The sequence below is a fragment of the Nonomuraea sp. NPDC050786 genome, from assembly GCF_040654115.1.
Lineage (GTDB): Bacteria > Actinomycetota > Actinomycetes > Streptosporangiales > Streptosporangiaceae > Nonomuraea.
In genome coordinates, this window is record NZ_JBFAHJ010000009.1 from 147,714 (window position 1) to 172,222 (window position 24,509).

At 72.6% G+C, this 24,509-nt stretch carries 30 protein-coding genes; 11 read left to right on the forward strand and 19 right to left on the reverse strand.

All coding sequences use genetic code 11. The features are described from left to right. Window positions 1–38: 38 nt before the first annotated feature. The 5 genes from AB0H84_RS19385 to AB0H84_RS19405 are packed head-to-tail and all read left to right on the forward strand — an operon-like array spanning window position 39 to window position 3,130. Window positions 39–521: a hypothetical protein gene (locus AB0H84_RS19385; RefSeq protein ID WP_357605445.1), complete on the forward strand. Its 483-nt coding sequence runs from the start codon at window positions 39–41 to the stop codon at window positions 519–521. A 28-nt stretch (window positions 522–549) separates the two neighbouring features. After that, a complete protein-coding gene (locus AB0H84_RS19390; protein ID WP_357605448.1) occupies window positions 550–1,155 on the forward strand; it encodes a cyclodeaminase/cyclohydrolase family protein in 606 nt (201 codons plus the stop codon). Next, window positions 1,152–1,979 carry a bifunctional 5,10-methylenetetrahydrofolate dehydrogenase/5,10-methenyltetrahydrofolate cyclohydrolase gene (locus tag AB0H84_RS19395; protein ID WP_357605451.1) on the forward strand — a complete coding sequence of 276 codons (828 nt, stop codon included), beginning with the start codon at window positions 1,152–1,154 and terminating at the stop codon, window positions 1,977–1,979. The genes AB0H84_RS19390 and AB0H84_RS19395 overlap by 4 nt, the downstream gene beginning before the upstream one ends. Before the next feature lie 19 nt (window positions 1,980–1,998). Next, window positions 1,999–2,406 (forward strand): DUF5655 domain-containing protein, encoded by a 408-nt coding sequence (locus tag AB0H84_RS19400; protein ID WP_357605454.1) that lies wholly within the window; start codon window positions 1,999–2,001, stop codon window positions 2,404–2,406. Next, a complete protein-coding gene (locus tag AB0H84_RS19405; protein WP_357605457.1) occupies window positions 2,399–3,130 on the forward strand; it encodes a type 1 glutamine amidotransferase in 732 nt (243 codons plus the stop codon). Before AB0H84_RS19400 ends, AB0H84_RS19405 begins: the two co-directional genes overlap by 8 nt. Here the strand turns inward: AB0H84_RS19405 and AB0H84_RS19410 are convergent. The 5 genes from AB0H84_RS19410 to AB0H84_RS19430 all read right to left on the reverse strand — a co-directional run bounded on the left by AB0H84_RS19410 (window position 3,099) and on the right by AB0H84_RS19430 (window position 8,074). Continuing rightward, a complete protein-coding gene (locus tag AB0H84_RS19410; protein ID WP_357605460.1) occupies window positions 3,099–3,839 on the reverse strand; it encodes a sulfite exporter TauE/SafE family protein in 741 nt (246 codons plus the stop codon). The genes AB0H84_RS19405 and AB0H84_RS19410 overlap by 32 nt on opposite strands. Before the next feature lie 9 nt (window positions 3,840–3,848). Further along, window positions 3,849–5,162 (reverse strand): NAD(P)/FAD-dependent oxidoreductase, encoded by a 1,314-nt coding sequence (locus AB0H84_RS19415; protein WP_357605462.1) that lies wholly within the window; start codon window positions 5,160–5,162, stop codon window positions 3,849–3,851. 40 nt (window positions 5,163–5,202) lie between these two features. Then, the gene (locus AB0H84_RS19420; protein ID WP_357605465.1) at window positions 5,203–6,555 is read right to left on the reverse strand and encodes an alpha/beta hydrolase fold domain-containing protein; all 1,353 of its coding nucleotides are present in this window, start codon (window positions 6,553–6,555) and stop codon (window positions 5,203–5,205) included. 128 nt (window positions 6,556–6,683) lie between these two features. Further along, the gene (locus AB0H84_RS19425; RefSeq protein ID WP_357605468.1) at window positions 6,684–7,160 is read right to left on the reverse strand and encodes a hypothetical protein; all 477 of its coding nucleotides are present in this window, start codon (window positions 7,158–7,160) and stop codon (window positions 6,684–6,686) included. Between the two features lie 125 nt (window positions 7,161–7,285). Then, a complete protein-coding gene (locus tag AB0H84_RS19430; protein WP_357605471.1) occupies window positions 7,286–8,074 on the reverse strand; it encodes an SDR family NAD(P)-dependent oxidoreductase in 789 nt (262 codons plus the stop codon). A gap of 102 nt (window positions 8,075–8,176) precedes the next feature. Between AB0H84_RS19430 and AB0H84_RS19435 the strand changes: the two genes are divergently transcribed. Together AB0H84_RS19435 and AB0H84_RS19440 are read left to right on the forward strand one after the other, a co-directional pair. Continuing rightward, on the forward strand, window positions 8,177–8,782 hold the full coding sequence (locus tag AB0H84_RS19435; RefSeq protein WP_357605474.1) for a TetR family transcriptional regulator: 606 nt from the start codon (window positions 8,177–8,179) through the stop codon (window positions 8,780–8,782). A gap of 74 nt (window positions 8,783–8,856) precedes the next feature. Further along, window positions 8,857–9,513, forward strand: a complete 657-nt coding sequence (locus AB0H84_RS19440) for an endonuclease V (RefSeq protein WP_357605477.1) — start codon at window positions 8,857–8,859, stop codon at window positions 9,511–9,513. A gap of 42 nt (window positions 9,514–9,555) precedes the next feature. On the opposite strand, the gene AB0H84_RS19445 is transcribed toward AB0H84_RS19440, so the two are convergent. The 3 genes from AB0H84_RS19445 to AB0H84_RS19455 form a co-directional block, all read right to left on the reverse strand. After that, window positions 9,556–10,020 carry a hypothetical protein gene (locus AB0H84_RS19445; protein WP_357605480.1) on the reverse strand — a complete coding sequence of 155 codons (465 nt, stop codon included), beginning with the start codon at window positions 10,018–10,020 and terminating at the stop codon, window positions 9,556–9,558. Window positions 10,021–10,069: 49 nt separating this feature from the next. Then, window positions 10,070–10,462: a hypothetical protein gene (locus AB0H84_RS19450; RefSeq protein ID WP_357605483.1), complete on the reverse strand. Its 393-nt coding sequence runs from the start codon at window positions 10,460–10,462 to the stop codon at window positions 10,070–10,072. Window positions 10,463–10,595: 133 nt separating this feature from the next. Next, entirely contained in the window at window positions 10,596–11,234 is a 639-nt protein-coding gene (locus AB0H84_RS19455) for an NAD(P)-binding domain-containing protein (protein ID WP_357605486.1), read from the reverse strand. An 80-nt stretch (window positions 11,235–11,314) separates the two neighbouring features. On the opposite strand from AB0H84_RS19455, the gene AB0H84_RS19460 reads away from it, so the two are divergent. Next, complete coding sequence (locus AB0H84_RS19460) at window positions 11,315–11,653, forward strand: helix-turn-helix domain-containing protein (protein WP_357605489.1); 339 nt, start codon at window positions 11,315–11,317, stop codon at window positions 11,651–11,653. An 8-nt stretch (window positions 11,654–11,661) separates the two neighbouring features. Here AB0H84_RS19460 and AB0H84_RS19465 read toward each other — a convergent pair whose 3' ends face one another. Both AB0H84_RS19465 and AB0H84_RS19470 read right to left on the reverse strand, forming a co-directional pair. Next, complete coding sequence (locus AB0H84_RS19465; RefSeq protein WP_357605850.1) at window positions 11,662–12,456, reverse strand: HAD family hydrolase; 795 nt, start codon at window positions 12,454–12,456, stop codon at window positions 11,662–11,664. A gap of 75 nt (window positions 12,457–12,531) precedes the next feature. Then, window positions 12,532–13,005: a DUF2283 domain-containing protein gene (locus AB0H84_RS19470; protein ID WP_357605491.1), complete on the reverse strand. Its 474-nt coding sequence runs from the start codon at window positions 13,003–13,005 to the stop codon at window positions 12,532–12,534. A 122-nt stretch (window positions 13,006–13,127) separates the two neighbouring features. Here AB0H84_RS19470 and pyrF point away from each other — a divergent pair, with 122 nt between their 5' ends. Beyond that, window positions 13,128–13,952, forward strand: a complete 825-nt coding sequence (pyrF, locus tag AB0H84_RS19475) for an orotidine-5'-phosphate decarboxylase (RefSeq protein ID WP_357605494.1) — start codon at window positions 13,128–13,130, stop codon at window positions 13,950–13,952. Here the strand turns inward: pyrF and AB0H84_RS19480 are convergent. Together AB0H84_RS19480 and leuA are read right to left on the reverse strand one after the other, a co-directional pair. Beyond that, on the reverse strand, window positions 13,943–14,236 hold the full coding sequence (locus AB0H84_RS19480) for a hypothetical protein (RefSeq protein WP_357605497.1): 294 nt from the start codon (window positions 14,234–14,236) through the stop codon (window positions 13,943–13,945). The two genes, pyrF and AB0H84_RS19480, sit on opposite strands and share 10 nt — an antisense overlap. Window positions 14,237–14,309: 73 nt before the next feature. Further along, window positions 14,310–15,986 carry a 2-isopropylmalate synthase gene (leuA, locus tag AB0H84_RS19485; protein WP_357605853.1) on the reverse strand — a complete coding sequence of 559 codons (1,677 nt, stop codon included), beginning with the start codon at window positions 15,984–15,986 and terminating at the stop codon, window positions 14,310–14,312. 207 nt (window positions 15,987–16,193) lie between these two features. On the opposite strand from leuA, the gene AB0H84_RS19490 reads away from it, so the two are divergent. Next, the gene (locus AB0H84_RS19490) at window positions 16,194–16,889 is read left to right on the forward strand and encodes an FCD domain-containing protein (RefSeq protein WP_357605500.1); all 696 of its coding nucleotides are present in this window, start codon (window positions 16,194–16,196) and stop codon (window positions 16,887–16,889) included. Window positions 16,890–16,931: 42 nt separating this feature from the next. Here AB0H84_RS19490 and AB0H84_RS19495 read toward each other — a convergent pair whose 3' ends face one another. Then, window positions 16,932–17,138: a hypothetical protein gene (locus AB0H84_RS19495; RefSeq protein ID WP_357605502.1), complete on the reverse strand. Its 207-nt coding sequence runs from the start codon at window positions 17,136–17,138 to the stop codon at window positions 16,932–16,934. 43 nt (window positions 17,139–17,181) lie between these two features. Here AB0H84_RS19495 and AB0H84_RS19500 point away from each other — a divergent pair, with 43 nt between their 5' ends. Continuing rightward, complete coding sequence (locus AB0H84_RS19500; RefSeq protein ID WP_357605505.1) at window positions 17,182–17,709, forward strand: NUDIX domain-containing protein; 528 nt, start codon at window positions 17,182–17,184, stop codon at window positions 17,707–17,709. A 2-nt stretch (window positions 17,710–17,711) separates the two neighbouring features. Here AB0H84_RS19500 and rbsK read toward each other — a convergent pair whose 3' ends face one another. The 6 genes from rbsK to AB0H84_RS19530 are packed head-to-tail and all read right to left on the reverse strand — an operon-like array spanning window position 17,712 to window position 24,508. Beyond that, entirely contained in the window at window positions 17,712–18,596 is an 885-nt protein-coding gene (rbsK, locus tag AB0H84_RS19505) for a ribokinase (RefSeq protein WP_357605507.1), read from the reverse strand. Beyond that, entirely contained in the window at window positions 18,593–20,062 is a 1,470-nt protein-coding gene (locus AB0H84_RS19510) for an ADP-ribosylglycohydrolase family protein (protein ID WP_357605510.1), read from the reverse strand. The genes rbsK and AB0H84_RS19510 overlap by 4 nt, the downstream gene beginning before the upstream one ends. Beyond that, complete coding sequence (locus AB0H84_RS19515; protein WP_357605512.1) at window positions 20,059–21,198, reverse strand: ADP-ribosylglycohydrolase family protein; 1,140 nt, start codon at window positions 21,196–21,198, stop codon at window positions 20,059–20,061. The genes AB0H84_RS19510 and AB0H84_RS19515 overlap by 4 nt, the downstream gene beginning before the upstream one ends. After that, window positions 21,195–22,229 (reverse strand): ADP-ribosylglycohydrolase family protein, encoded by a 1,035-nt coding sequence (locus AB0H84_RS19520; protein WP_357605516.1) that lies wholly within the window; start codon window positions 22,227–22,229, stop codon window positions 21,195–21,197. The genes AB0H84_RS19515 and AB0H84_RS19520 overlap by 4 nt, the downstream gene beginning before the upstream one ends. 6 nt (window positions 22,230–22,235) lie before the next feature. Then, on the reverse strand, window positions 22,236–23,204 hold the full coding sequence (locus AB0H84_RS19525) for an ADP-ribosylglycohydrolase family protein (protein ID WP_357605518.1): 969 nt from the start codon (window positions 23,202–23,204) through the stop codon (window positions 22,236–22,238). Beyond that, entirely contained in the window at window positions 23,201–24,508 is a 1,308-nt protein-coding gene (locus AB0H84_RS19530; RefSeq protein WP_357605521.1) for a sugar ABC transporter substrate-binding protein, read from the reverse strand. Before AB0H84_RS19530 ends, AB0H84_RS19525 begins: the two co-directional genes overlap by 4 nt. Window position 24,509: the final 1 nt, after the last annotated feature.

The window sequence follows — 24,509 nt, forward strand, 5'->3', positions numbered from 1 at the left end:
GTTGAGTTATGTCAAACGGTGCCCGTCACGCTCTGGGAGTGGTCGCTGGGCTGCTCCTCCCTCCTCTGGTAGCCGCCGGGCTGTGGTTCGGCGTCGGTGAGATCCTGGTCGTGTCGAGGGCGACGTTCCAGATCTCGTGGCTCGGACTGGCCGTGGTGGCCGCGTCGGGCATCGTGCTCGCGTTCCTGGCCGGCTCGCGGCTGTCGCCGGTCGCCTCGCTGCTGGGCGGCCTGGCGTTCACCGCCATGGGCATCCTGCCCACCGTCGAGATGCAGGGCGTGCGACTGCTGCCCGACCGGTGGCTGCCGGCCGGCATGGAAGCGGGTTTCCAGACGGTGGCGTACTCGGGGGTGCTGCTGTTCCTGGGTGTGGCGCTGCTGGTGGTCTCGCTCTTCCCGTCGCGGTGGCGGTCGTCGGCGAGGCACGTCGACTACTCGGACCCGTACGGCCCGTCGGCGCGCTCGCCGTACCTGCCGCAGAGCGGACCGGAGGACGCCACGCGGCCGATGTTCCGCGAATGAGGAGCGCGCGGCCTGGCAGAATGCCGACATGCGCGACACAAGGATCGTCGACTTCCTGGCCGAGCTGGCCGACAGAGCGCCCGCGCCGGGGGGCGGCGCGACGGCGGCCCTGCACGCGGCGCAGGCCGCCGCGCTGCTCGGCATGGTCGCCCGCTACACGACCGGGGAGAAGTACGCGGGCCACGCCGAGACCGTCGTCGCGGTGATCGCCGAGACCGACACGTTGCGGGCCAGGTCGTTGCGGCTGGCCGAGGAGGACGCGGCGGCGTTCACCGCGGTCACCGACGCGTACCGGCTGCCCAAGGGCGAGGAGCGCAGCGCCGCCATCGCCAGGGCGCTGGCGGGCGCGGCCGAGCCGCCCGCCAGGGTGGTCGAGGCCGCCAAGCGGGTGATCGAGCTCTGCGAGGTGCTGCTGCCGATCGCCAACCGCAACGTCGTCACCGACGTGGCCGCCGCCGCGGAGGCCGCCCGCGCCGCGCTCACCACGGCCAGGGTGAACGTCGAGGTCAACCTGTCAGGCATCAAGGACGAGCGGATACGCGAGCAGCTGAACCACCGTGTCTCCGGCGTGGACGCGGCCGTCGCCAGGGCAGACTGGGTGACCGCCGAAGTACGCGAGGAGATCAAGTCGTGAGGACGCTGACCGGGAAAGAGCTGGCCGCCGCCATCAGGGCCCAGACGGAGGCCGAGGCGGCGGCGGGCCCGCAGCCGCGGCTGGCCGTGGTCGTCGCCACGGACGACGAGGCGAGCCTGTGGTACGTCCGGTCGATCGCCAAGGCGGCCTCCGGCGTGGGCATCGCGTGCGACGTGGTCGACCTCGGCCCCGAGGCCACGCCGGAGCGGATCGGCGACACGCTGGCCAAGCTCAGCGCCGACGCCGGCGTCCACGGCCTCATGCTGCAGACGCCGCTGCCTGCGGGCGCCTCCGCGCAGCGGCTGGCCGCGGCCATCGATCCGCGCAAGGACGTCGACGGCGCCAACCCGCTCTCGCTCGGCCGGCTCGCCGCCGGGCTGCCCGCGTTCGCGCCCGCCACGGCGGCGGCCGTGCTGGCGCTGCTCGACCATTACGAGGTCGAGCTGCAGGGGCGGCGGGCGGTGGTGGTCGGGCGTTCGACCGTGGTGGGCAAGCCGCTGGCACACCTGCTGCTCGACCGGCACGCCACCGTCACGGTCTGCCACTCGCGCACCCGCGACCTGGCCGCCGTCACCTCCACCGCCGAGGTGCTGGTCGCGGCGGCGGGCCGGCCGGCGCTGATCGGCGCCGGGCACGTCGCGCCGGGCGCGGTGGTGATCGATGTCGGCACCAATCCGACGGACGACGGCGGGCTGATCGGCGACGTCGACTTCGACGCGGTGGCGCAGGTGGCGGGGGCGCTCACCCCGGTGCCCGGCGGCGTCGGCCCGGTGACGACCGCGCTGCTGCTCCGCCACACGGCCCGCGCGGCGCGCCTGCCATGACGGCGTTAACGGGGCTCTCGTGACCCGGTGGACGTGCCCGGAGTGCGATCGGGAGTTCGGGCGCGCGCGGCAGTCACACGTGTGCGTGCCCGGCTGCACGGTGGACGAGACGTTCGCGCCGCACCCGCCGGTCTACCACGAGATCTACGACCGGCTGGTCGGGCCGCTCAGGCGGCTCGGGCCGCTGCACGAGGACGCGGTGCGGGTCGGGGTGTTCCTCAAGAGCGAGCGGAAGTTCGCCGAGATACGCCCGAAGGCGCGCAGCCTCAACCTGTGGCTGGAGCTGCCCCGGCAGGTCGAGCACCCGCTGATCGCCCGGGCGCTGCCGATCGGCGGCGGGCGGACGGCGCACGTCTTCAAGCTCACCCGCGTGCAGGACGTGGACGAACAGATCTTGGACTGGATGGCGGAGGCCTACGATGAGTGACGTTCTGATCATCCAGAACAGCAGGAGCGGCGGCCCCAGCCGGCTGGGCGGCTGGCTGGAGGAGGCCGGGCTGGGCCTGGACGTCGTGCTCGCCCACGAGGGCGCTCCCCTGCCGGCCCGCCTCGACCACGCCGTCGTCATGCTCGGCGGCGGCTACCTGCCCGGTGACGACGACAGGGCGCCGTGGCTGGCCGACGCCAGACGGCTCGTGGGCCAGGCGCTGGCGGACGGCGTGCCGATGTTCGGCATCTGCCTGGGCGGCCAACTGCTCGCGGAGGTCGCGGGCGGCGAGGTGACCGGCGACACGGGAGCGCCGGAGAACGGCAGCCTGCCGCTCACGATCCGGCCCGAAGCCGCCGCTGACCCGCTCTTCCACGGGCTGCCCCGTGAGGTGCCCGCGATCGAGCACCACAAGGACGCGATCACCCGGCTGCCCGCCGGGGCCGCCTGGCTGGCGGAGACGGACGCCTGCCCGTACCAGGCGTTCCGGGTGGGCGAGCGGGCCTGGGGCGTGCAGTTCCACCCCGAGGTGCTGCCCGCGCGCATCCGGGAGTGGTCGCCGGACGGGTTCGACCCCGAGCAGGTGTACGCGAAGGCGGTGGCGGACGAGCCGGTGTCCACGCCGATCTGGCGCCGGGTGACCGCCCGCTTCGCCGCGCTCGCCACCGGGGCGCGCGACGTACATCGGCAAGTCAGCGCGAGTACGAGTCCCAGCCCAGCTTGATCGCCACCGCCAGCCCGCAGGCCGCCGCCACGTACCGCAGGCTGTCGCCCGGCAGCCTGCGGGCGATCGTCGGCCCGATCCACCCTCCGACCAGGAACCCGGCCGCCAGCGGCACCGCCGCGCCCCAGTCCACCGGCCCGAACAGCGCGAACCCGAGCGCCGCCACCGCGTTCGCCAGCCCGGACATCACGTTCTTCATCGCGTTAAGCTTGGCCGCCGAGTGGCCCAGCATGAAGGCCAGCACGGCGAAGACCATCAGCCCTCCCGCCGCGCCGAAATACCCGGTGTAGATCGTCACGGCGAACAGCGCCACCCGCCCCAGCACGCCGTGCTCGCCGCCCGCCCGCACCGAGGGCGGCCTGACCAGCAGCAGCGAGGCCATGGCGATCAGCCACGGCGCGATCAGCTCGAACGTCCTGGACGGGGTCACCAGCAGCAGCAACGCGCCCGTCGCGCCGCCGATCGCGGCCACGGGACCGAGCCTGAGCACGCGGCCGCCCTCACCGGCCAGCTCGGGCCGCGACCCGGCGGCGGCGCCGATGCCGGTGAAGACGAGGGCGACGGTGTTGGTGACGTTCGCGGTCAGCGGGGGCAGGCCGAAGGCCAGGAGCGCCGGATAGGAGACGATCGAGGCGAGGCTGACGACCGTGCTCACCACCCCGGCCGCGACACCGACTCCCAGCAGGCCGAGAATGTCTCCGACGATCATCCGGATATGTTATGGCTTGTACCTTTTTGTCCTCCTGGCCAGGGGTCGTCTCGCGAGGACGAGCGCCAGGATCGCGGCCCCCGCCCCGGCCGCGGCCCAGCGGCGCTGGCGGGCGACGCGCCGCTCCACCTGCGCGTACGGGGTGGTCGAGAACGACACGAGCTCGTACCGGGATACGTAGCCGGGTATCACGCGCTCGAGGGCGTGCTCGACCCGCTTGCCCGCCAGGAACATACGGGAGCCGACCCTGTCGCGCATCTCCACGAAGTTCTCCAGGGCCAGCCGGGCGATGACGTCGGTGTCCGCCTTGCGCCGCTCGAACAGCTCCAGCGCCACGGCGAAGTCGTCCCCCGCCTCGTCCAGGCAGCGGTCGAGCTCGACGCAGTCCTCGAAGCCGCAGTTGGCGCCCTGGCCGTAGAAGGGGACGATGGCGTGCGCGGCGTCCCCGACGAGCCCGATCGTGGCCGCCTCGGTGGTCACGTGCCAGGGCGAGCAGCGCATGGTGACCAGGTGCCCGACCGGGTTGTCCAGGTACGCCGGGACCAGGTCGGGCATCAGCTCGAACGCGTCCGGATAGTGCTCGGCGAAGTACGCCCCGATCTTGCGCGGGCTGTCCAGGGCGGCCAGGCTCTTGTGCGGCCAGAACAGGGTGCAGGTGAAGGAGCGGTCGGCGTTCGGCAGGGCGATCATCATGGAGCGGCCGCGCGGCCAGATGTGCAGCGCGCCCGGCTCCATGGCGAACCGGCCCTCGCGCGGCGGGATCGACAGCTCCTTGTAGCCGTAGTCGAGGTAGTCCTGGCTGAAGCTGACGCCGGGCAGCTGCTGCAGCCTGGCCCGCACCGCGCTGTACGCCCCGTCCGCGCCGATCACCACCCGCGCCGTCCTCCCCGGGCCCGGCTCGAACTCCAGCTCGCCGCTCCGCTCGTCGAGCCCGACCAGCCGCTGGCCGAACCGCACCTCGACCCCGGGGTGCGCGGTTGCCGCGTCGAGGAGCTCCCTGTTGAGCTCGGCCCGGCCGATGGAGTTGATCGCATGCCTGCCGTCGGCGCTGTAGGGCTGGAAGGCGAGGGCGCCATCGGGGGCGTGCATCATCCGGCCCGCCATGGGCAGCGCCGCGTCCAGGGCCTTCCCGTCGAGGCCGAGGCGGCGCAGGGCGTCGATGCCCCGCTCGGAGATGGCCAGGTTGATCGACCTGCCGCGGTCGGGGCCGTGCGCCCTGGGGTCAGGGCGGCGCTCGTACAGGACGACCTGGTGGCCGCGGCGGGCCAGGAAGCAGGCGAGCAGGCAGCCGACCAGCCCCGCGCCGACGATCGTGACCTCCATGCTTCCTTCGTACGGTGGGACCGGGCCGATGTCCAGGACGTCACTGTCTCAGCGCGCTCCCGATGGCGCGCGCGGTGGCCTGCCAGATCGGGGTGCCGGGGTTGATGACGTCGAAGTGGTCGCCGGGCATTTCGACGTGGATCACGTCGTCGCCGGACTCCTTGGCGGCACGCGCGTGGCGGCGGCTGAAGTCGACCAGGTCCAGGTCGTCGGCGGTGCCCTGGACGATGAGCTGGCGTACGTGGAGGGGGAGCCGGAGGAGGGGCGACGACTCCGCGTACAGCCGCGCGGCCTCGTCGTCCGTGAGGTGGCCGGGCGCGGGATGACCGGGTGCGGGGCGGTCGAGTCGAGCCGGCGCGGGTGCGCCCAGGGCTGAGGCCACGGCGCCGGAGCTGAGCCACCGCCTGTCGCCCTGGACGAGGTCGAGGACGCCGGCCAGCGAGACCGCCAGCACGATCCGCGCCTCTCCACCCACGGCCCCAGCCCGAACGGCGCCCCGCCCCGCCCCACGCTCAGGACCCGCCCCGGCACCCGGGACACCCTGCCCCGCCGCCCGCGCGGCATCCGCCCCAGCGTCCGGGACATGCTGCCCCGCCGCCCGGGCGCGATCCGCCGCGGCGCGCAGGGCGAGCTGGGCTCCCGCCGAGTGCCCGACGACGGCGACCTTGCCGAGGTCCAGGAAGCCCGCCACCTCGGCGAAGCCCGGCGGAATCGCCCGGTCGCCCGGCCCGTCCCCCGGCGGGACACCGCCGGGGGACGCGGCGGTCGTCGTGAGGGCGGCCAGCCCGGCCGCCACATCCGCCGTGGTCGCCTGCCAGCCGTGCAGGTCGGGCCGACGGTATTCGAGGTTCCACACCGCGAACCCGCGACCCGCCAGGTCGGCGCAGAGCGGCTCCATGAGGTCGGCCGCCCAGATGGACCGCCAGTACCCGCCGTGAACGAGCACCACGACCGGCACCGCCCGTCCGCCCTCAGGCCCGCCCGGCAGGTACAGCTCGCCCCACTGATCCGGCAGTTCCCCGTACGCGATCCGCCGGGACGGGTGCCGTTCGCGGTGCACGGCGTGCCGGATCCCCCAGGCCAGCCCGTTGATGCCGCGTCCGTGGAGATGCGCGGCACCGGCCCCGGCCCTCACCCCGTCGGCGCGCTCGACGTCCACCCAGACCACCGCTCCGAGCGGCCGCCCGATCAGCCCGCGCACCTCGTCCGAGGGCCCGGGCAGCACGACCGCGGAGGCCGCGCCGGTCAGCAGGGCCAGGACGTGGGAGGCGTCGCGGGCGTGGACGAGCGTGCCGGAGACACCGAGAGTGGCGAACTCGCGCGTGGCGATCTCTTGGAGCAGCCCGGCGTCGGCCACCAGGCCAGGACCGACGACCACCAGCACTTCGCTCATGATTCCGACCCTACAGACGTGACCTCACGGGGCCCGTCATCCAGAGCGGTCCGACACGGCAGGATGTGCGCGCCCGGCTCGACCGCTCCGAAGCCATGATCCGGAATCAGACGGGATCGAACGCCCGCCTAGCCGCCGCAGTTGCCCCAGCTCTGACGTCCGCCCCGTGCCACGGCCGGATCGTGCCCGAGCGGCTTGATCGTGCCCCAGAACTTCACGCAGGCCTGCTTGGCCCAGTACTTCACCGGTCCGGCGTAGAACTTGAAATTGCCGCTTTCCCGGCGCACGATCGGGTCCTGCTTCGTGTCCTTGATCGCCTTGGGCATGACGGTGAGCTCGGCGCTCACCGGAGTCTTCGTGCCGGCGAAGCTGGACTTGATCGTGACCACGCAGTTCTGCTGGGTCTTGCTGTTGTAGAGCAGGTAGACCGTGCCGTACCGGCGGCCGCTGGGTGTCGTGACGGCCTTCGTACCGTCGGAGACGCGGCCGAAACCGGCCCCGCAGATGCCCTCTGGGCTCTGCGCGGCGGCGTTCGCCGGAGTCGCCAAGACGCCGCTCAGGCACAGTGCCGTCGTGAAGAGGATGGCCTTGCGAGGAACTCGCACGTGATGTCCCTTCCTTTGACTGAAGATCTAGACAAGCATGCCCGAAACTTGGTTAATGATCCAGCCGAATGGATATACAGGGTCACCGCTTAGGGATCAGGCCATTACCCACGGTTATCATGGCGTCAGTGGACACCGCGGACGGTGCCACCGTCCACCCGCAGCGTGGTGCCCGTGACGTAATCGGCGAGCGGGCCGCTGAGATAGAGGACCGCGGCGGCGATCTCCTCTGGACGGCCCATCCGGCCGACGTCGTTGGGCACCAGTTCCTCGATGGCATTGCGCTCGATCTCCGCCCACGTCTCACCCCAGCCACGCGCAGGAGCAAGGCCGGTGAGGAACTGCTGGACGGTGTCGACCAGGATGGCGCCCGGCGCGACGGTGTTGGCGGTGATGCCGGTGCCCTTCAGCTCGCGGGACAGGGAGACCGTGAGGTTGTGGCGGGCGGCCAGGGTGGCCGTGTAGTGGGGGAGGTCGGCACCCGGCTGGAGGGCGAGCCCGCCCCCGATCTGGATGACCCGGCCCCAGCCGCGTTCGTGCATGCGCGGGACGATCCGCAGGATCATGCGGACGCCGGAGACGACGTTGACCTCGTAGGCCCGGCTCCAATCCGCAGCGGTCGCCTCCTTCCAGGAGCGGTGAGGGTAGGAACCGGCATTGTTGACCAGGATGTCGATCGGCCCGCCTGCCAGCGCGGCCTCGGCCACGGCGTCGGCACCGGCGTCGTCGGCCAGGTCGCCGACAGCGATGTGCGCGCTGCCGCCGGTGGCCCGAATGGACTCGGCGACCGCTTCGGCGCGGGCACGGTCGCGGCCGTGGACGACCACGTCGGCACCCTCGGCGGCCAGCGCCTTGGCGATGGCCGCGCCGAGCCCTGAGCTGGCACCGGTGATCAGCGCGCGCTTGTCTGTCAATTGGAGATTCATGGTGTCCTCGCGTGATGGTCGAGCCGCCCGGGACGCCCAGGCGTCCCGATGTCTACAACTGTAGACTTATCTGAGTATACACTCGTAGACATGAGTGACGCCGCCCCGCAGGACACCCCCGGCCCTCCCAAGCGCCGACGCGACGCCTCCGCGACCCGGCAGGCCATCCTGAGCGCGGCGGTCGCCGCTTTCACCCGGTACGGCTACGACGGAGTGGGAGTACGCGACATCGCGCAGAGCGCGGGCGTGACCGCGATGCTCATCAACCGCTATTTCGGGTCGAAGGAACAGCTGTTCGCGGAGGCCGTGGATGCGGCCTTCGCGCCGCGCACGGTGATCGCGGGCACGGGTGCGGCACTGGCCGGCGAAACCGCGCGGACGCTGGTGGCGCGGACTGCCCCAGAGGCGGAGGAGCTGGGCCCGTTCCTGCTCATGCTCAGGTCAGCGGCCAATCCCAGGGCCGCGCAGATCATGCGCGAGGCGATCACCCGCCACGCCGGGCGGCACCTGAACGAAGAGCTGTCCGGTGCCGGAGCCGGAATCCGGGCGGAACTGATGCTCTCTCTCCAGGCTGGAGTGTGGCTGTTGCGCAGCGTTCTGGGCACGCCGGCGCTGAGCGAGGGACCGCCGGAGGACCTCGCCCAGCACATCGAAGCGCTCTTTCAGGTGCTGGTGACCCCCTGCGCGGCCGAGTAGAGCACAGAACAGGACGCCTGATCCCCTACCCCTTGGAATCAAGCATCTAGCCGCTGGGGCATACCTTAGGGCGAATGCAGATGGAGCAGCTTCACCCGTGGCCCACCACCGTTGCCGAGGCGGAGTCCATCCAGGACCGGCTCCGCGGGCACGTCGAGCTCACGGGACCCACCGCCTTCTCCCTGGTGGCGGGCCTCGACGTGCATTACCGGGGCGACTCGCTGACGGCCGCCGTGGTCGTGCTCGACGCCGGGACGCTGGCGACGGTCGAGGAGGTGGCGGTCGAGGGCAAGGTGGCGTTCCCGTACGTGCCGGGCCTGTTCGCCTTCCGCGAGCTGCCCACTCTGGTGGAGGCGCTCGAACGGCTCACCGTAACGCCTGACCTGCTCGTCTGCGACGGGTACGGGCTGGCGCATCCGCGCGGCTTCGGCCTGGCCTGCCACCTTGGCGTGCTGGCCGGGCTGCCCGCGCTCGGCGTGGGCAAGACACCCTTCGTCGGCACGTACGACATGCCCGGGGCGGAGCGGGGCGACTGGTCGCCGATCGTCCATGAGGGCGCCGTGGTGGGGCGGGCACTGCGCACCCAGCGGGGCGTCAAGCCGGTGTACGTCTCCCAGGGCCACCGCATCTCCCTGGACACGGCCACCGACCAGGCCCTGCGCCTCGCCCCCCGCTACCGCCTCCCGGACCCGATCCGCCACGCCGACCACCTGGCCCGCCATCCCGGCTGACCGCACCTGCCGGGCCGAGCGTGGCGAGAAGGGGCGTCGGTATCAGCCGCCCGCCATGCCGAGGGCGGCCAGGATCTTGTCCAGCTTGACGTCGACCGACCCGAACCGCTTGTCCATCTGATCCAGCCTTGCATCGACCGACTCGAACCGCTTGTCCATCTGATCCAGCCTTGCGTCGACCGACTCGAACCGCTTCTCGAAGCGCTTCTCCATCTGATCGAACCTGGCATCGACCTGATCGAACTTGGCATCGACCGCCTGGAAGCGCGTATCCATCCGGTCAGTCAGCCGTCGTTCGAGGGCGTTCAGGTGCTCTTTCGTCGCGAGTGTGGCATTGCCGGCCATGATCTCGCCGAACACCGGCTCGGTGTAGTTGAGGATCTCCTCGCGGATCATCGCGGGGAGCTTCGCCTTGGTATTCGCGATGTCGCCGTCGACGGTGACGGCCCACGCCTCGAGCCGCTGGACGCGGTCGGCGAGGTGTGCGCAATTGTGGGGAGCGGTCATGCCGCCATGATAAACCGTCACGGCATGCGACACACCGAATACGCAGCGTTCAAGCACCGGACTGGGCGGAAGTGGGGCGCCAGGCCCAGACGAGGAGCCAGACGCTGAGGCCGAAGAGGGTCATGGCGAGGGGCACGTGCACCGCCAGCACGCCCGAGCCGCCCATGGCGGACTGGAGGAAGCCGAGCAGCAGCACCGCGAGGCTGACCAGCGCGGGCCAGCCCGCGACCCGCCCCGGGCGCCACAGCAGGACGGCCGCGACCAGCTGCGCCAGCCCCAGCACGTGCACGGCCAGCGCCCCCGTGCCGTGGGCGCTGGCCCCTCCCCCGCTCATCAGCTGCCCGGCCGTCACGGCCTGGGCCAGCACGGAGAGCGTGTTGAGCACGACGGCGGCCCTGAACGCGGTCACGTACCCGCTCCCCTTGGCGACCTGGGTTACCACTGGATCTCTCCTTTGACCTCGGGTGAAGGTCTCCAGGATCTTGCCGGTGCCGCCGCCGGCGCATCCGCCGCTCGTCGTCATCCCCGATACGCCGCCAGTCGTACGCGCCCGCCAAGACAGTCGTACGCCCCCGCTAAGAGACGCCCGAGTGGGACATCGGCGGCAGGACGGCCTGGGCGTCGGCGCCGCCGAACCAGAGCCCGATCATGAACGCCGCCGTCGCCTCCAGCAGCATGGCCCGCCCGAGCCCGCCGCCGTCCACGGGCGTGCAGCCGAGGTCGGTGACCAGCGTGCGTACGGCCGCCAGGGCCGCCGGGTCGTCCCCGCACAGCGGCACGGCGAGCGGCCTGCCGTCGAACACCGGAGGCGTCATCCGCCAGACGTCCACGTGGCACAGGTTGAACGCCTTGACCACATGACCACCCGTGAGATCGTGGATCATCGTGGCGATCGGCCGGGTGGGGTCGAAGGGGCCCTCGGCGTTGGCGACGTCGATGACGGGCTTGCCGCGCAGCGCGGCCCCTGCGGCCCGGAGCACGCCGGCGAGCCCCGCCTGCCTGACGGCCACCATCACCACCTCCCCGAACTCCGCCGCCTCCGCCCAGCTCCCGGCGCGCACGGCCGCCCCCTCGGCCTGCGCAGTCATGCTCGCGGCACGGGCCGCGCTCGCCGCCGCGTCCCGCCCGCTGATCATCACTTCGTGTCCCGCCCTGGCCCACTGCGTGCCCAGGGCGTCCGCCATGCCGCCCGCTCCCAGGATCCCGATCCGCATGTCCGTCCTCCCATGTGTGAACTGGTAGAAGGACTGTAGAAAGGACGTCACACACCATTCGGTGCCTAATGGAGGCTCCCTTGTTCGTCGCCGACTGCCAGGCGAGGCTGGCCTTCGACCTGCTGGCCAACACCTGGAACGCGGTCGTCCTCTGGGCGCTGCGCCACGGCCCGCGCCGCCCCGGACGGCTGCGCGAGGAGATCGGCGGCATCAGCACCAAGGTCCTCACCGAGACGCTGCGCCGCCTGGAGTTCAACGGCCTCGTCGCGCGCCGCGCCTACGCGGAGGCCCCTCCCCGCGTCGAGTACGAGCTGACGGATCTCGGCCGCACCCTCCTCGGCCCGATCGAGGCGTTCGGAGCCTGGGCGTACGACCACGCCGACGAGGTCATGGCCGCCCAGGACCGCTGGGAGACCTGAGGCGGGCGTCAGCCGTAGAGGGACTCCAGCACGGCGGCCACCCCGTCCTCGTCGTTGGAGAGCGTCCGGCGCTCGGTCGCCGCCAGCACCAGGTGGTGCGCGTTGGCCATGGCGTACCCGGCGCCCGCGTACGCGAGCACGGCCAGGTCGTTCGGCATGTCCCCGAACGCCACCACCTCGCCGGGCTCGATCCCCCGCTCCCGGCAGAGCACGTCGAGCGTGCCCGCCTTCGTCACCCCCGGCGCGCTGATCTCGAGGAGCCCGTCCACGCCGGAGTGCGTGACCTCGGCCTGACCATCGATCGCCGCGATCACGGCCGTGAACATCTCGTCCGCCGTGTGGCCGGGTGACAGGGCCAGCAGCTTGACGATCGGGTCGTCGCCGTCGAAGACCGAGCTCACCTCGCGGTAGTTCGCCAGGTCGTGCTCGACGCGCCGGGTGTAGGCGGCCTCGGTGAGCAGGTTCCTGCCCGTCTCGACGGCCAGGCCGACGCCGGGCAGGGCCTCGGACAGGGCCTCCGCGACGCGCCTCGCCGCCGCCCGGTCCAGGAGGTGGCCGGCGGTGATCTCGTCGGTGGCCAGGTCGTACACGATCGCGCCGTTGCTGCAGATCGCGGTGCCGGAGACGCCCGCCTGGACGGCGATCTCGCGGATGCCGCGCGGCGCCCTGGCGGTGACGAAGACGATCTCGGCTCCGGCCGCGCGGGCCAGCTGGAGAGCCTTCCTGGTACGGGGGGTGATGACGCCGGAGGAGTTGAGGAGGGTGCCGTCGAGGTCGGTGGCCACGATGCGCGGGAGAGTCATGGTGCTCACGGCGCCGATTATCCCGGCACGTCATCCCGCCGACGCATCAGACACAGAGCACTCAGACCCGGGGGATCAGATCCGCATCTCGGGCGGGAGCCGCATCGCCGCGTTCGTCAGCTCCAGGCCCAGGAGCTGCCCGGCGCCCCCGAAGTCGAGGACGACGCCTTCTGCCGCGACCTGACTTGCCACCTCACCTGGCACTATTTCGTGCTTCATCGCGATATAAGCGATGTCGCGGTTCTTGTCCATGCTCACGTACACCGTCTGCGGGCGCTGCCCCGGCACCTCCTCCCAGTGGAGCAGCCCCTCCCTCGCCTCGTGCGACCCGGCCAGCGCGGCCCGCACCATGACCAGGGCCAGCTCGATCGCCTCCAGCGAGTCGAGCCCGGTGACCTTCCGCTCGTGCTCCCACCCGTCAAGCCCGTCGATCCGGTACGGGCACGACCAATCCCCCGTCGGCTCCTCATAGGGCACGCCGACCGTGACGGTGACATCGCGCGGCGGATCGGTACGCAGCACCAGCACCCGTTGGGCGATCTCGTACATGTAGCCTGATCTACCCCCAAGGCCACTCCTGGAAGACAGCTGTTCATATCATCGCGGCAGTAAACATTCCTGGCCGTGGCCGCCGGGGCTAGGCTGCGTACGTCGTAAGGGGGCCCTTCGAGATGAACGAGTCGTTCGGGACACGCCTGAGAGCCAGGCTCGACGAGTACGGACCGCTCTGTGTGGGCATAGACCCGAGCCCGGCGCTGCTCCACGCGTGGGGGCTCGACGACTCGCCCGCCGGTCTCGAACGCTTCAGCCGCACGGTGGTCGACACCGTGAGCGACGTGGCGGCCGTGGTCAAGCCGCAGTCGGCCTTCTTCGAGCGCTGGGGCAGCCGCGGCATCGCCGTGCTGGAACGCACCATCGCCGACCTGCGCGAGGCCGGCACGCTGGTGGTGCTCGACGTCAAGCGGGGCGACATCGACAGCACGATGGCCGCCTACGCCGAGGCCTACCTCGACCGGGGCAGCCCGCTGGCCGTCGATGCCGTGACGCTGAGCCCCTACCTCGGGTTCGGGTCGCTGGAGGGGGCGATCAACTCGGCCGTGGCCAATGACGCGGGGGTGTTCGTGCTGGCCCGCACCTCCAACCCGGAGGCGGCCCCGCTGCAGCGGCTCGTGGCCGGCCAGGTGCTCACCGGCGCCGCCGCGGCGAACGCCGGGCACACCCCGTTCGGGCCGGTGGGGGTGGTCATGGGGGCCACGCTCCCCGAGCTGGAGGACTCGCTGCTCGACCTCAACGGGCCCATCCTCGCGCCGGGGCTGGGCGCCCAGGGAGCCACCCCCGCCGACATCGCCCGCCTGTTCGGGCCCGTACGGCACGCCGTCGTGCCCTCGGTCTCCCGCGCCGTGCTGGAGGACCCCGAGCTGCTGCGCTCCCGTGTCCTCGCCTTCCGGGACGAGTGCGCGGCCCACCTGGACGCGAGGATCGCCACTCAGAAGTGAGTCGCGATCCCGTACGCCTCCCGTAGCTGCGCCATGTCGTGCAGGTCGCGCGCCCTCGGCTCGTACCCCTGGTGGAAGTGCACCTGCTGGGCCGCCGACAGGCAGGGCACCCGCACCCCGTCGATCATCCCGGTGACGAAGGCGGCGGCCGGGTAGGACAGGGCGCCGCCCTGGTCGTCGAGGCGCTGCAGCGCCGAGCCGTCCGGGGCGAACCGCAGCGGGTGCAGATCGAGCTCGCGGCCGTGGGGGCCGGCCATGACGAAGCGGGCCGGGCGGCCCGGCACGACGCCCCCGCGCTCGGCGCCTCCCGCAGCGTCTCCAGCACGCGTAGCACGTCGCCCTCCTCAGGTCCGGTGATCAGACTGGCACATCCGCCAGGACGCGGTTGACCGCGGCGAGCACCGCGTGGACCGAGGCGGTCAGCACGGAGGTGTCCTGGGCCGCGCCCCAGCGGGTGGCGCCGTCCACGCGGGCCTCCACGTACGCGATGGCGCGGCTGCCCCGGCCGGGGTCCAGGGCGTGCTCGGCGTAGTGGAGGATGTCGACGTCGATCCCGTCGGCGGCGAGCGCGGCGGTCAGCGCCGACAGCGGCCCGTTGCCGGTGCCGTGCAGCCGGCGCCCCGACCGCAGCGTGCCGGCGAACTCGTGCGCCCCCGGCCCCGTCTCCCTCGTGCTCCATTCGGCCAGCGCGCTCGTCTCCCCCGGGGCCAGGTAGGTGGCGTGGAAGAGCTCCCAGAGCTGCTCGGCCGTGATCTCCTCGCCGCTGCCGTCGGTGGCCCGCTGGACGACCGAGGAGAAGTCGATCTGCAGCCGGCGGGGCAGCTCCAGGCCGTGGCGGGTGCGGAGCAGGTAGGCGATGCCGCCCTTGCCCGACTGGCTGTTGACGCGGATGACCGCCTGGTAGTCGCGGCCCACGTCGGCGGGGTCGATGGGCAGGTACGGCACGTCCCACGGCGCCCGCTCCGGCGGGACGCCCAGCTCCGCGGCCCGCTTGGCGTGGTGGGCCAGCCCCTTGCCGATGGCGTCCTGGTGGGTGCCGGAGAAGGCGGTGTAGACGAGGTCGCCCGCGTACGGGTGGCGGTCGGGCACCGGCAGCCGGTTGCAGTGCTCGACGACCCGGCGCACCTCGTCGATGTCGGAGAGGTCCAGCATGGGATCGACGCCCTGGGAGTGGAGGTTGAGTGCGAGGGTCACCAGGTCCACGTTGCCGGTGCGCTCGCCGTTGCCGAACAGGCAGCCCTCCACCCGCTGCGCGCCCGCCAGCAGGGCCAGCTCGGCGCAGGCCACGCCGGTGCCGCGGTCGTTGTGCGGGTGCACGGAGAGGATCACCGAATCCCTGCGGTCCAGGTGGCGGTGCATGTACTCGATCTGGTCGGCGTACACGTTGGGCGTGGCCACCTCGACCGTCGCGGGCAGGTTGTGGATCACCGGGCGGTCCGGTGAGGCGTCCCACAGGGCCGTCAGGTCGTTGCAGACCTCCAGTACGTAGTCCGGCTCGGTGAGGTTGAACACCTCCGGCGAGAACTGGAAGCGCACGTCGCGGCCCTCCGCGAGCCTGGCGACGTGCCCGGCGGCGTCCATGATGAGGGCGCGCAGCTCGCGCCGGTCGTGGCCGAGGACCACGTCGCGCCAGGTGGGGGCGGTGGCGGTGTACAGGTGCACGACTGCCCGGGGCAGGCCCTCGATCGAGGCGAACGTGCGCTCGATCAGGTCCTGCCTGGCGGCTGTGAAGACGACCACGGTCACGTCCTCCGGCACCCTCCCGGGCGCGGCCAGCTCGCGGACGAAGTCGAAGTCGAGCTGGCTGGAGGACGGATAGCCGACCTCGATCTCCTTGAATCCCATGCCGACCAGCAGCGCGAACATCCGGCTCTTGCGTTCGGGGTCCATCGGCTCGGCCAGCGCCTGGTTGCCGTCGCGCAGGTCGACGGGGACCCAGAGCGGGGCCCGCGTGATGCGGGCGGACGGCCAGGCGCGGTCGGTGAGCGGCACCTCGACGCGCTCGTGGGCGGGCTTGTAGCGGCGGTACGGCATGGCGCTGGGGCGCTGCCGGTTCCATTCGTACACGGCTGACTTCCTTCTCCGTCGTCGGTGGGAAGGACCGGCGGGCACCCTGATCACCGCGACGGGGTGCCGGTCCGGTCAGGCCCCGTCGCGGCGGCCGAGAAGGAGAGCACGCAACGTCATGTCGGCTACACTAACCACAACACAGGTCCTCAGACAACCTGAGAGGTTCATGCGATGCCGCTCGGCTCACTCCGCCCCAGCCCGCTCGTCGAGCAGGCCACCGAGCACCTGCGCGAGCAGATCACGCAGGGCGAGTGGCCGGTGGGCACGCGCCTGCCCGGGGAGAACGCGCTGGCCAAGGCGCTCGGCGTGGGCCGCTCGACCGTGCGTGAGGCGCTGCGGGCCCTCGCGGGGGCGGGGCTGGTGCAGGCCCGCCAGGGGTCCGGCGTGTTCGTGATCGCCACGGAGCCCGCCGAGGACTGGCCGGCCCGGCTGCGGCGGGCCGCCATCGCCGACGTCTACGAGGTGCGCATGATGGTCGAGACGCAGGCCGCCCGCCTGGCCGCGCGGCGGCGTACGGACGAGGACGTCGCGGCGCTCGAAGCGGCGCTGGCGGCACGGGCCGGGGCGGCGACGGGGGACGACGCCGCGTTCGTGGACGCGGACATCGCCCTGCACCGGGCGGTCGTGGCGGCGGCCGGCAATCCGGTGCTGACGGATCTTTTCGCGGAGTTCGCGCCCGCGTTGCGCGGGGGGCTGATCGATCTGGTGGAGGTGCTCGGGCTGCGCTCGCACGATCGCAATCCCGGGCACGACACGCACGCGGCGCTGGTGTCGGCCATCCGGCGCGGCGACGGGGACGCGGCCGGCGACATCCTGCAGGAGGAGCTGGAGCAGACCCTCGCCCACCTGCACGGCAACCGCTCCTGAGGGCGTGATCCACCCACAGTCGGCCCGCTCCGGAGAGTCCTGTCAGCCTGTAGGACCCGCGTCCGGACGGGTGACGTCCTCGTCCTCGTCCCACTCCTCGGGCTGGGGCTCCTCCCACTCCTCCGGCGGATCGGCGGGAATGGGACGGCGGTACTTCGGAGTGCTGGCGCAGGACCGTTCCGCGACGATCTCGCTCTCCCCGTCGATGCCCCGCACCGCTTCGGGCAGCTCGTCGTATTTCTCGGTCATAGTCACCACCTGCCCCGGAAACCGGCCTTGTTACCGTTCAGGGGTGATCATCCGCACCCGGCGCCCTACGGCCCGCGTCATCCTGGCCTCCCCCGACGACCGCGTCCTGCTGTTCCGGTTCGTCCCGCCGGACCCGTGGCCCAAGGAGCCGGCCTGGCACCTGCCAGGCGGCGGGCTGGAGGCGGGAGAGACCCCGGCGCGGGCGGCGGCCCGCGAGGCGCTGGAGGAGACCGGCCACGTGCTGGATCCCGCCGGTCTCGGCGACCCCGTGGCGGTGAACGAGGGCGCGTGGTCCAACCTGGGCCGGCACTTCTACTCCGTGCACACGTACTTCTTCGCCCGCGTGGCGGCCGCGACCGTGGCGCCCACCGCGCTGGAGGACTACGAGACGGAGGACTTCCGGCACGGCAACCGCTGGTGGAGCGCCGGCGAGCTGGCCGCCACCCGGGAGCGGGTGTTCCCGCCGGGGCTGGCCGGGCTGCTGCCCGATCTGCTGGCCGGCTTATGGCCCGCCGCCCCGGTCAGGCTCCCATGGATGCACGAGGAAGAGACGTCAGCAGGGCGCGATTGACGTCACGGGAGGGTGTTCTCGATCTCGTGCCGGGTCGGCATCGAGGTGCTGGCGCCCTCCCGCTGCACCGACAGCGCCGCCGCCGTGGACGCGAAGGCCAGGGCGTCCGCCATGCCCTGCCCCTCCGACCTCGCCACGGCCAGCGCGCCCACGAACGTGTCGCCCGCCGCCGTCGTGTCCACCGCGTCCACCTTAACGGCCGGCACCCGCAGCCGCTCGCCCGACCTCGACCCGTACAGCGCGCCCTCGGAGCCGAGCGTGATCACCGCTTCCTGGACCCGCTCCAGCAGCGCGTCGAGGGCGGCCTCCGGGGTGGTGGCGCCGGTGATGGCGGCGGCCTCGTGCTCGTTCGGGACGATCGTCGTGACGGCGTCGAACAGCTCGTCCGGCAGCGGCCGCGCGGGGGCGGGGGTGAGGAAGACCGGCACGCCGGAGACCTGGGCGGCCTGGGCGGCCGCGACGACGGCCTCCAGGGGCAGCTCGAGCTGGAGCAGCAGCGCCTCCGAGCGGGCGATGGCGGCCAGATCCTCGCCCGAGGGGCCGGTGACGGTGCCGTTCGCGCCGGGGACGACGATGATCGAGTTGCCGCCGGCGTCGTCCACCACGATGTGGGCGATGCCGCTCGGCCCCGGCACCTGGCGCAGGCCGCGTACGTCGATCCCGGCCTCCACCAGCGTGGCGCGCATCTCCGCCCCGAAGCCGTCGTCGCCCACCGCCCCGAGGAAGGCCACCTGCGCGCCCGCGCGGGCGGCGGCGATGGCCTGGTTGGCGCCCTTGCCGCCGGGCACGGTCCTGAACCGGTGCCCGGTCACCGTCTCGCCCCGCTTGGGGGCTTGCGAGACGTATGCGACGAGGTCCATGTTGGCGCTGCCGAAAACCGAGATCATGCCCTCATCATCTCCCGTGTCCGTGCGGCGAGCGCGTCCAGCCCCACCCCGTCGAACCCCGTCAGGCTGCTGGCCAGGGTGTTCCGCATCCGCCACCGGTCCGGCACGCCCGCGTTGAGCGCGCCCGCGACGGACCCGGCCGTGGCACCGGCGGAGTCGGTGTCCCACCCTCCGGCGACGGCTCCGGCGATGGTGGCGGTGAAGTCGCCCCGGCCGTGGACGAGCGTGGCGGCGATGAGGGCGGCGTTGTTGACCGTGTGCACCCAGTGCAGGTCGCCATGGCGCTCGTGCAGGAGGTCGATGACGCGTTCGAAGTCGTCCTCGCGTGCGGCGTCGGCGGCGGCCAGGCGTACCGCCTCGTGCAGGCGCGAGCGCTCCGGCACCACGGACAGGCCCGCCCGTACGACCTCCTCCACGTCCGCGGCGACCATCGAGGCCGCGCACATCGCGGCCACGAACATCGCCCCGTAGATCCCGTTCGCGGTGTGCGTGAGCCTGGCATCGCGCCAGGCGTACTCGGCGGCCGTGGCCGGGTCGCCCGGGTTGACCCAGCCGTACACGTCCGCCCTGATCAGGGCGCCGATCCACTCCCTGAACGGGTTGCGGCGGGTGGCCGTGGCCGGCGGCTCGACGCCGTCCAGGAGGTTGCGGTACGCGACGCGCTCGGCGGTGAACGTGCGGCCCGCGGGCAGCTCGTCCAGCCAGAGCTTGGCCACGTCCTCGGTGGTGAAGCCGCGGCCGTGGCGCTCGAGGACGGACAGGGCCAGCAGCGGGTAGTTGAGGTCGTCGTCCTCGGGGACGCCGTCGATGTTCTCGGCGAGCGAGTTGACCGCGCTGCGGCGGTTCCACGGCCAGCGGCGGGCCACGTCGTCCGGCAGGCCCTCGGCGGTGAACCAGCCGCGGATGGGCCAGTTGCCGGTGGCCTCGGCGATCTCCCTGATGCCCGCCCGCGGGATCTTCTCCACGGGCTTGCCCAGCACGCACCCGGCCGCCCGCCCGAGCCACGCGCCCAGCACACGCGCCGGGTCAGCCTCCGCCGACGCAGTGCTGGTGGCATGAGGACGCGTCGGCGCAGCTCCGGCGGCATCAGAGCGCGTCAGTGCGGTATCGGCGGCATCAGGGCGCGTCGGCGCGGTGTCGGCGGCATTGGGGCGTGCGGGCCGTTGTGTGCCCGGCCAGGCGGGGCAGGCGGCGATGATGGCGGCCAGGTCGGAGGGCTCGTCCAGCGGCGACTGGATCGTGGCCAGCTCGTCCAGCAGTTCCTCCGCCAGCCCCCGCAGCCGTGCGGCCACCGGCTCCGACGCGCCGGCGCGCGGGGGCGCGTCGTGGCCGCCGGCCGCGTGCCACCGGGCCGCGACCGCCCGTATCCGGCCGCCGTCGGGGCCGGCGGCCCGGCCGTCCTCGGCGGCCTGGCGGAGCTCGTGCCCGATCAGGTCCTCCGGCTGGACCCAGGTGAGGCGGATCATGCGCGGTCCAGAGCGGCGAAGGCGGCCTCGTGGCTGCGGCGCCGTGCCAGGTCGTCGGCGTGCACCCGGCGCGCCACCTCCGCGATGGCGAGCCCCGGAGCCACCAGGTCCGTACGGCTGGCCGCCCCCACCTGCGCGACCCACTCCGACGGGATCGCCGCGAGGCCCCCGAGCGCGCCCGCGATCGCCCCGCCCATGGAGGCGATCGAGTCGGCGTCGCGCCCGTAGTTGACGCCGCCCAGCACGGTGTCGCGGTAGTCGCCCTTGGCGATCACCAGCAGGCCCAGCGCCAGCGGCAGCTCCTCGATGCTGTGCGTCCGGCTCGGCCGCCGCGCCCCCAGCCCCTGGTCGCGGTAGGTGTCGGCGACGGTGTCGTAGGGCCGCATGGCGGCGCGCAGCGTCTCGAAGGAGCCCTCCCAGTGCCCCAGCCCGGCGGCGGCCTCGCAGACCGACTCGATGGCGGCCCTGGTGCCGTCCTTGGCCAGCCGCAGGCACGTCGCGACCACGGAGTCGGCGCTGGCGCCCGGGCGCATGGCCTCGGCCACGGCGGCGGCCATGACCCCGGCGGCCTCGCGGCCGTAGCTGGACTGGTGCGCCCCGGTCAGGTCGATGGCCTCGGCGTAGGCGGCGTCGGGGTCGGCGGCGTTCACGATGCCGACGGGGGCGACGTACATGGCCGCCCCGCAGTTCACGATGTTCCCGGCACCGGCCTCGCGCGGGTCCACGTGCCCGTAGTGCAGCCTGGCCACGATCCACTTCTCGGCCAGGAAGATGCGCTGCAGGGGCAGCGCCTCGGCCTCCAGCTCGGGGATCCACCGCCGCTCGCCCATGAGCTCCGGCACCAGGTGGTCGGCCATCGCGTACGCGTCCAGGTGCCCGCCGACCTTCTCGTACACGCGGATCAGGGCGTGCGTCATCAACGTGTCGTCGGTGATGTGGCCGTCGCCCTTGTGGTACGGGGCGATGGGGCGGGCGTTGCGCCAGTCCTCGTTGAACGGCGGCACGATGCCCTCGACGCGCCCTCCGTACCTCCCGACGATCTGCTCGGGGGTCCAGCCCTCGGTGGCGCCGCCCAGCGCGTCACCGACCGCCGCCCCCGCCACGCAGCCAGTGGCCCTGTCCTCAAGCGGCGTCATGCGTTTCCCTCCGTGAGATTGCTCGTGAGATTGCTCGTGAGATTGCTCGTGACATTGTTCGCTAGTTCGATCAGATCCCGGCCCGCCAGGTCAGGCAGGCAGCAACCGGCCAGCGTGCGGGCCGACGCGATCCACCCATCGGGGATCGCGGCATACCCGCCGCAGGCTCCCGCCAGCGCCCCGGTCAGCGCGGGCGCCGAGTCGGCCAGCGCGGCCAGGCAGGCCGCCGCGGGCACGGCGCGGACGAGCTCGCCGCCCGCCGCCTCGGCCAGCGCCAGCGCCACCGGCACGGTCTGCGCGGCGCCCACGCCGTAGCTGTAGACGTGGTCGATGAGCGCGGCGTCGAGCGCGGGCACGGCCGCGAACGGGTCGCCCGCCTCCCGCGTGACGGCCAGCGCCAGGCGGGCGTTGTGGCCGATGGCGGTGTCCTCAGGCAGTACGGCCAGCGCCGCCTCGACCGCGGCCGCCGCCGATCCCGACGCCACGGCCTCGGCCACGGCGGCGGCCATGGCCTGGGCACCCAGGACGCCGTCGAAGGCGTTCGTCACCTGGGCGTCCTGGGTGGGGTCCCGCCCCAGCGCCCCGAACGCCACGGCCCTGACGGCGGCGGCGTCGTCGAAGTGGTGCGGGTTGTCGTGCCCGGACGCGGGCGGCTCGACTCCCTTGGCCAGGTTGTCGAGCGCGGTGGCCACCGAGATGCGCGCCCGCACTCCCTCGCGGATGCCGGATGTCTCGCCGTCGAGCAGCTCCCTGAACGCCTCGGCCCTCGGGCGGTCGATCGTGAGCACCGTCCAGGCCAGCCACTCGGCGTCGTCGGACGGCCCGACGGCCAGCGGGGCGGTGGGCTGGTTGAGCGCGAACGGGACCGGCAGCGTGGTCACCCGGTGCTCCTCGGCGAACGCGTCCAGCTCCCTGTGCAGGCGCCTGCTCCAGGGGGCGTGCAGGGCCGCCCGGTGCCTGGCCGCGGGCCAGCCCGCGGCGTCACCGACGGCGAGCCCGGCGAAGGCCCCCCTGATTCTCTCCCCCGACATGGTGATCTACAGTCCTCCCGCCAGTTCGTCGGCGACGTCCAGCACGTGCTTTCCGGCCACGACGGGCAGGCACTTGCCTGTCACGGGTCCGATCCTGGCCGCCCACCGCTCGGGCACGCCACGCTCTCCCCGCATGGCTCCGGTGACGGCCCCGGCGATGGCGCCGATCGTGTCGGCGTCGCGGCCCAGGCTCACCCCGAACGTCACGGACGCCTCGACGTCGCCGCCGCCCGCCAGCACCGCCGCCAACGCCAGCGCCACGGCCTCGGGGGCCACGTCGGTCCAGGGGTAATGCTTGACGACCACGGCCTCGTGCAGCGCCTCGACCAGCCCGTCCGCGTCGGCTGCGCCGGGGTTGCCGAGGACGGCGCAGGCGCGTACGACGTTGCGGGCCGTCCACGAGTCGGCGGGGATCACCGCCAGCGCCGCCCGCACCGCGTCCTCCGCCGAGGCGCCGCCCATGGCGGCGGCCACCGCCGCGGCGACCGCGCGGCCGCCCAGGATGCCCTCGCCGGACGCGCTGACCAGCCCGTCCTGCTCCACCAGCCGGGCCGCCTCCGCCGGATCCCCCGGACAGAAGATCCCGTACGGGGCCGCGCGCATGGCGAGACCGTCCGACCATCCGTGCGAGTGCACCAGCCCGGTCAGCGGGGGCTCCAGCCCACGGCGAAGCGCTTCGACGGTGCCCAGCTCGGAGAACCCGGCCCCGCGCATGGGCCCCGCGACCCGCGGGATGACCTCCCGCCGGTACGCGGCCGCCACGTCGGTGGACGTCAGCTCGTGCCCGTGCCGGACCAGCAGGGACGCGGCGAAGATGGCGTACTCGGTGTCATCGGTCCCCCCGCCCTCGATCTCGGTGAGCCGGCCCCACCGCCGCCGGATCTCCGACGGCGGCAGGTTCTCGGCCGGGGCCCCGAGGGCGTCGCCGGCGGCGAGGCCGAGCAGACACCCACGGGCCTTGTCGCGGAAATTCACCGCTGGTACCGCTCCAACACCTTGTTGCCGTCCTCGACCAGCTTCTGGGCCGCCTGGTCGATGGTGATCTTATTGCCGAAGTACTCCTGCAGCACCGGCGTCGCCACCTTGCTCTTCCACTCGTCGAACCCGTTCACCTTGAGGAACGGCGCCACGACGAGGTTCTTGGCGGAGGCGGTGGCCACGTCCCAGCCGTTCTCCTTGGTGGTCATCGCCGGGTCGGCGGCGGCCGTCTGGGAGGTCGGCAGGAGCCAGTCGCCCTTGGCGAGCTTGGCCTGGTTCTGGCCGTTCAGGAAGAACGCGATGAACTTCATGGCCTCGTCCGGGTGCTTGCTCTCCTGCGCGATCGAGAGCGTCTGCGAGACCGCGCCCTGCTGGGCGCTCGTGCCCTTCGGCGCCGGGAGCGTGACCCACTCGAACCCTTCCGGGGCCTGCTCGGCGACCTGCTGGCGCAGGTACACGCCGGCGGGCAGCAGCGCGAACTTGCCCTTGTAGAAGGCCGGCAGCGGGTCGGCGGTGCCCTGGCCGAGGGCGGCCGGGTCGGCGGACTTGTCCTTGTAGAGCTGGTCATGGATGCGCTGGAGCACCTCGCGCTCCTCGGGGCCGACCTTGACCGTGGTCTTGCCGTCGGCCGTCTGGAAGAACGTGCCGCCGAAGTTGAGCGCCAGGTTGAGCGTCTTGTTGACCGGCGACTTCATCGGCCAGGCCACGCCGAAGTTGCCGCCCTTGGTCATCTTCTTGGCCGCGGCGGAGAACTCGTCCCACGTCCAGGGGTTGTCGGGCGTCGGCACGCGCACACCGGAGGCGTCGAGGAGCTTCTTGTTGGCGATGATGACCTGCGACTCCTGCAGGAACGGCACGCCGTACACGCCCTGGTTGCCCTTGCCGTCGTCGAAGGTGACGGTGTCCCAGGCGGCCTGCGGGATGTCGTTCTTGAGCTCGGCGGGCAGCTTGTCCTTGAGGTCGAGCAGGTAGCCATCGGAGGAGAAACCGGCCAGCGCGGGCGAGTCGTTGTGGATGACGTCGGGCGCCGTGCCGCCGGCGAACTGGGTGACGAGCTGGTCGTTGACGTTGTCCCAGCTGCCCTGGACGTACGTGACCTGGATCTTCGGGTTGGCCTTGTTCCACTCGTCCACGAGCTGCTTGTTCGCGGCGAGGGACTCCTTCTGCCACGCCAGGCTGAGGAAATTGATCTTCACCGGCTCGTTCGGGGCGGACGACGACTCGCCGCCGCCGCCTCCGCTGCCGCACGCGGCGGCGAGCGTCAGGATCGCCGCGGCCGCCAGAGCGGACCTGATTCGCATA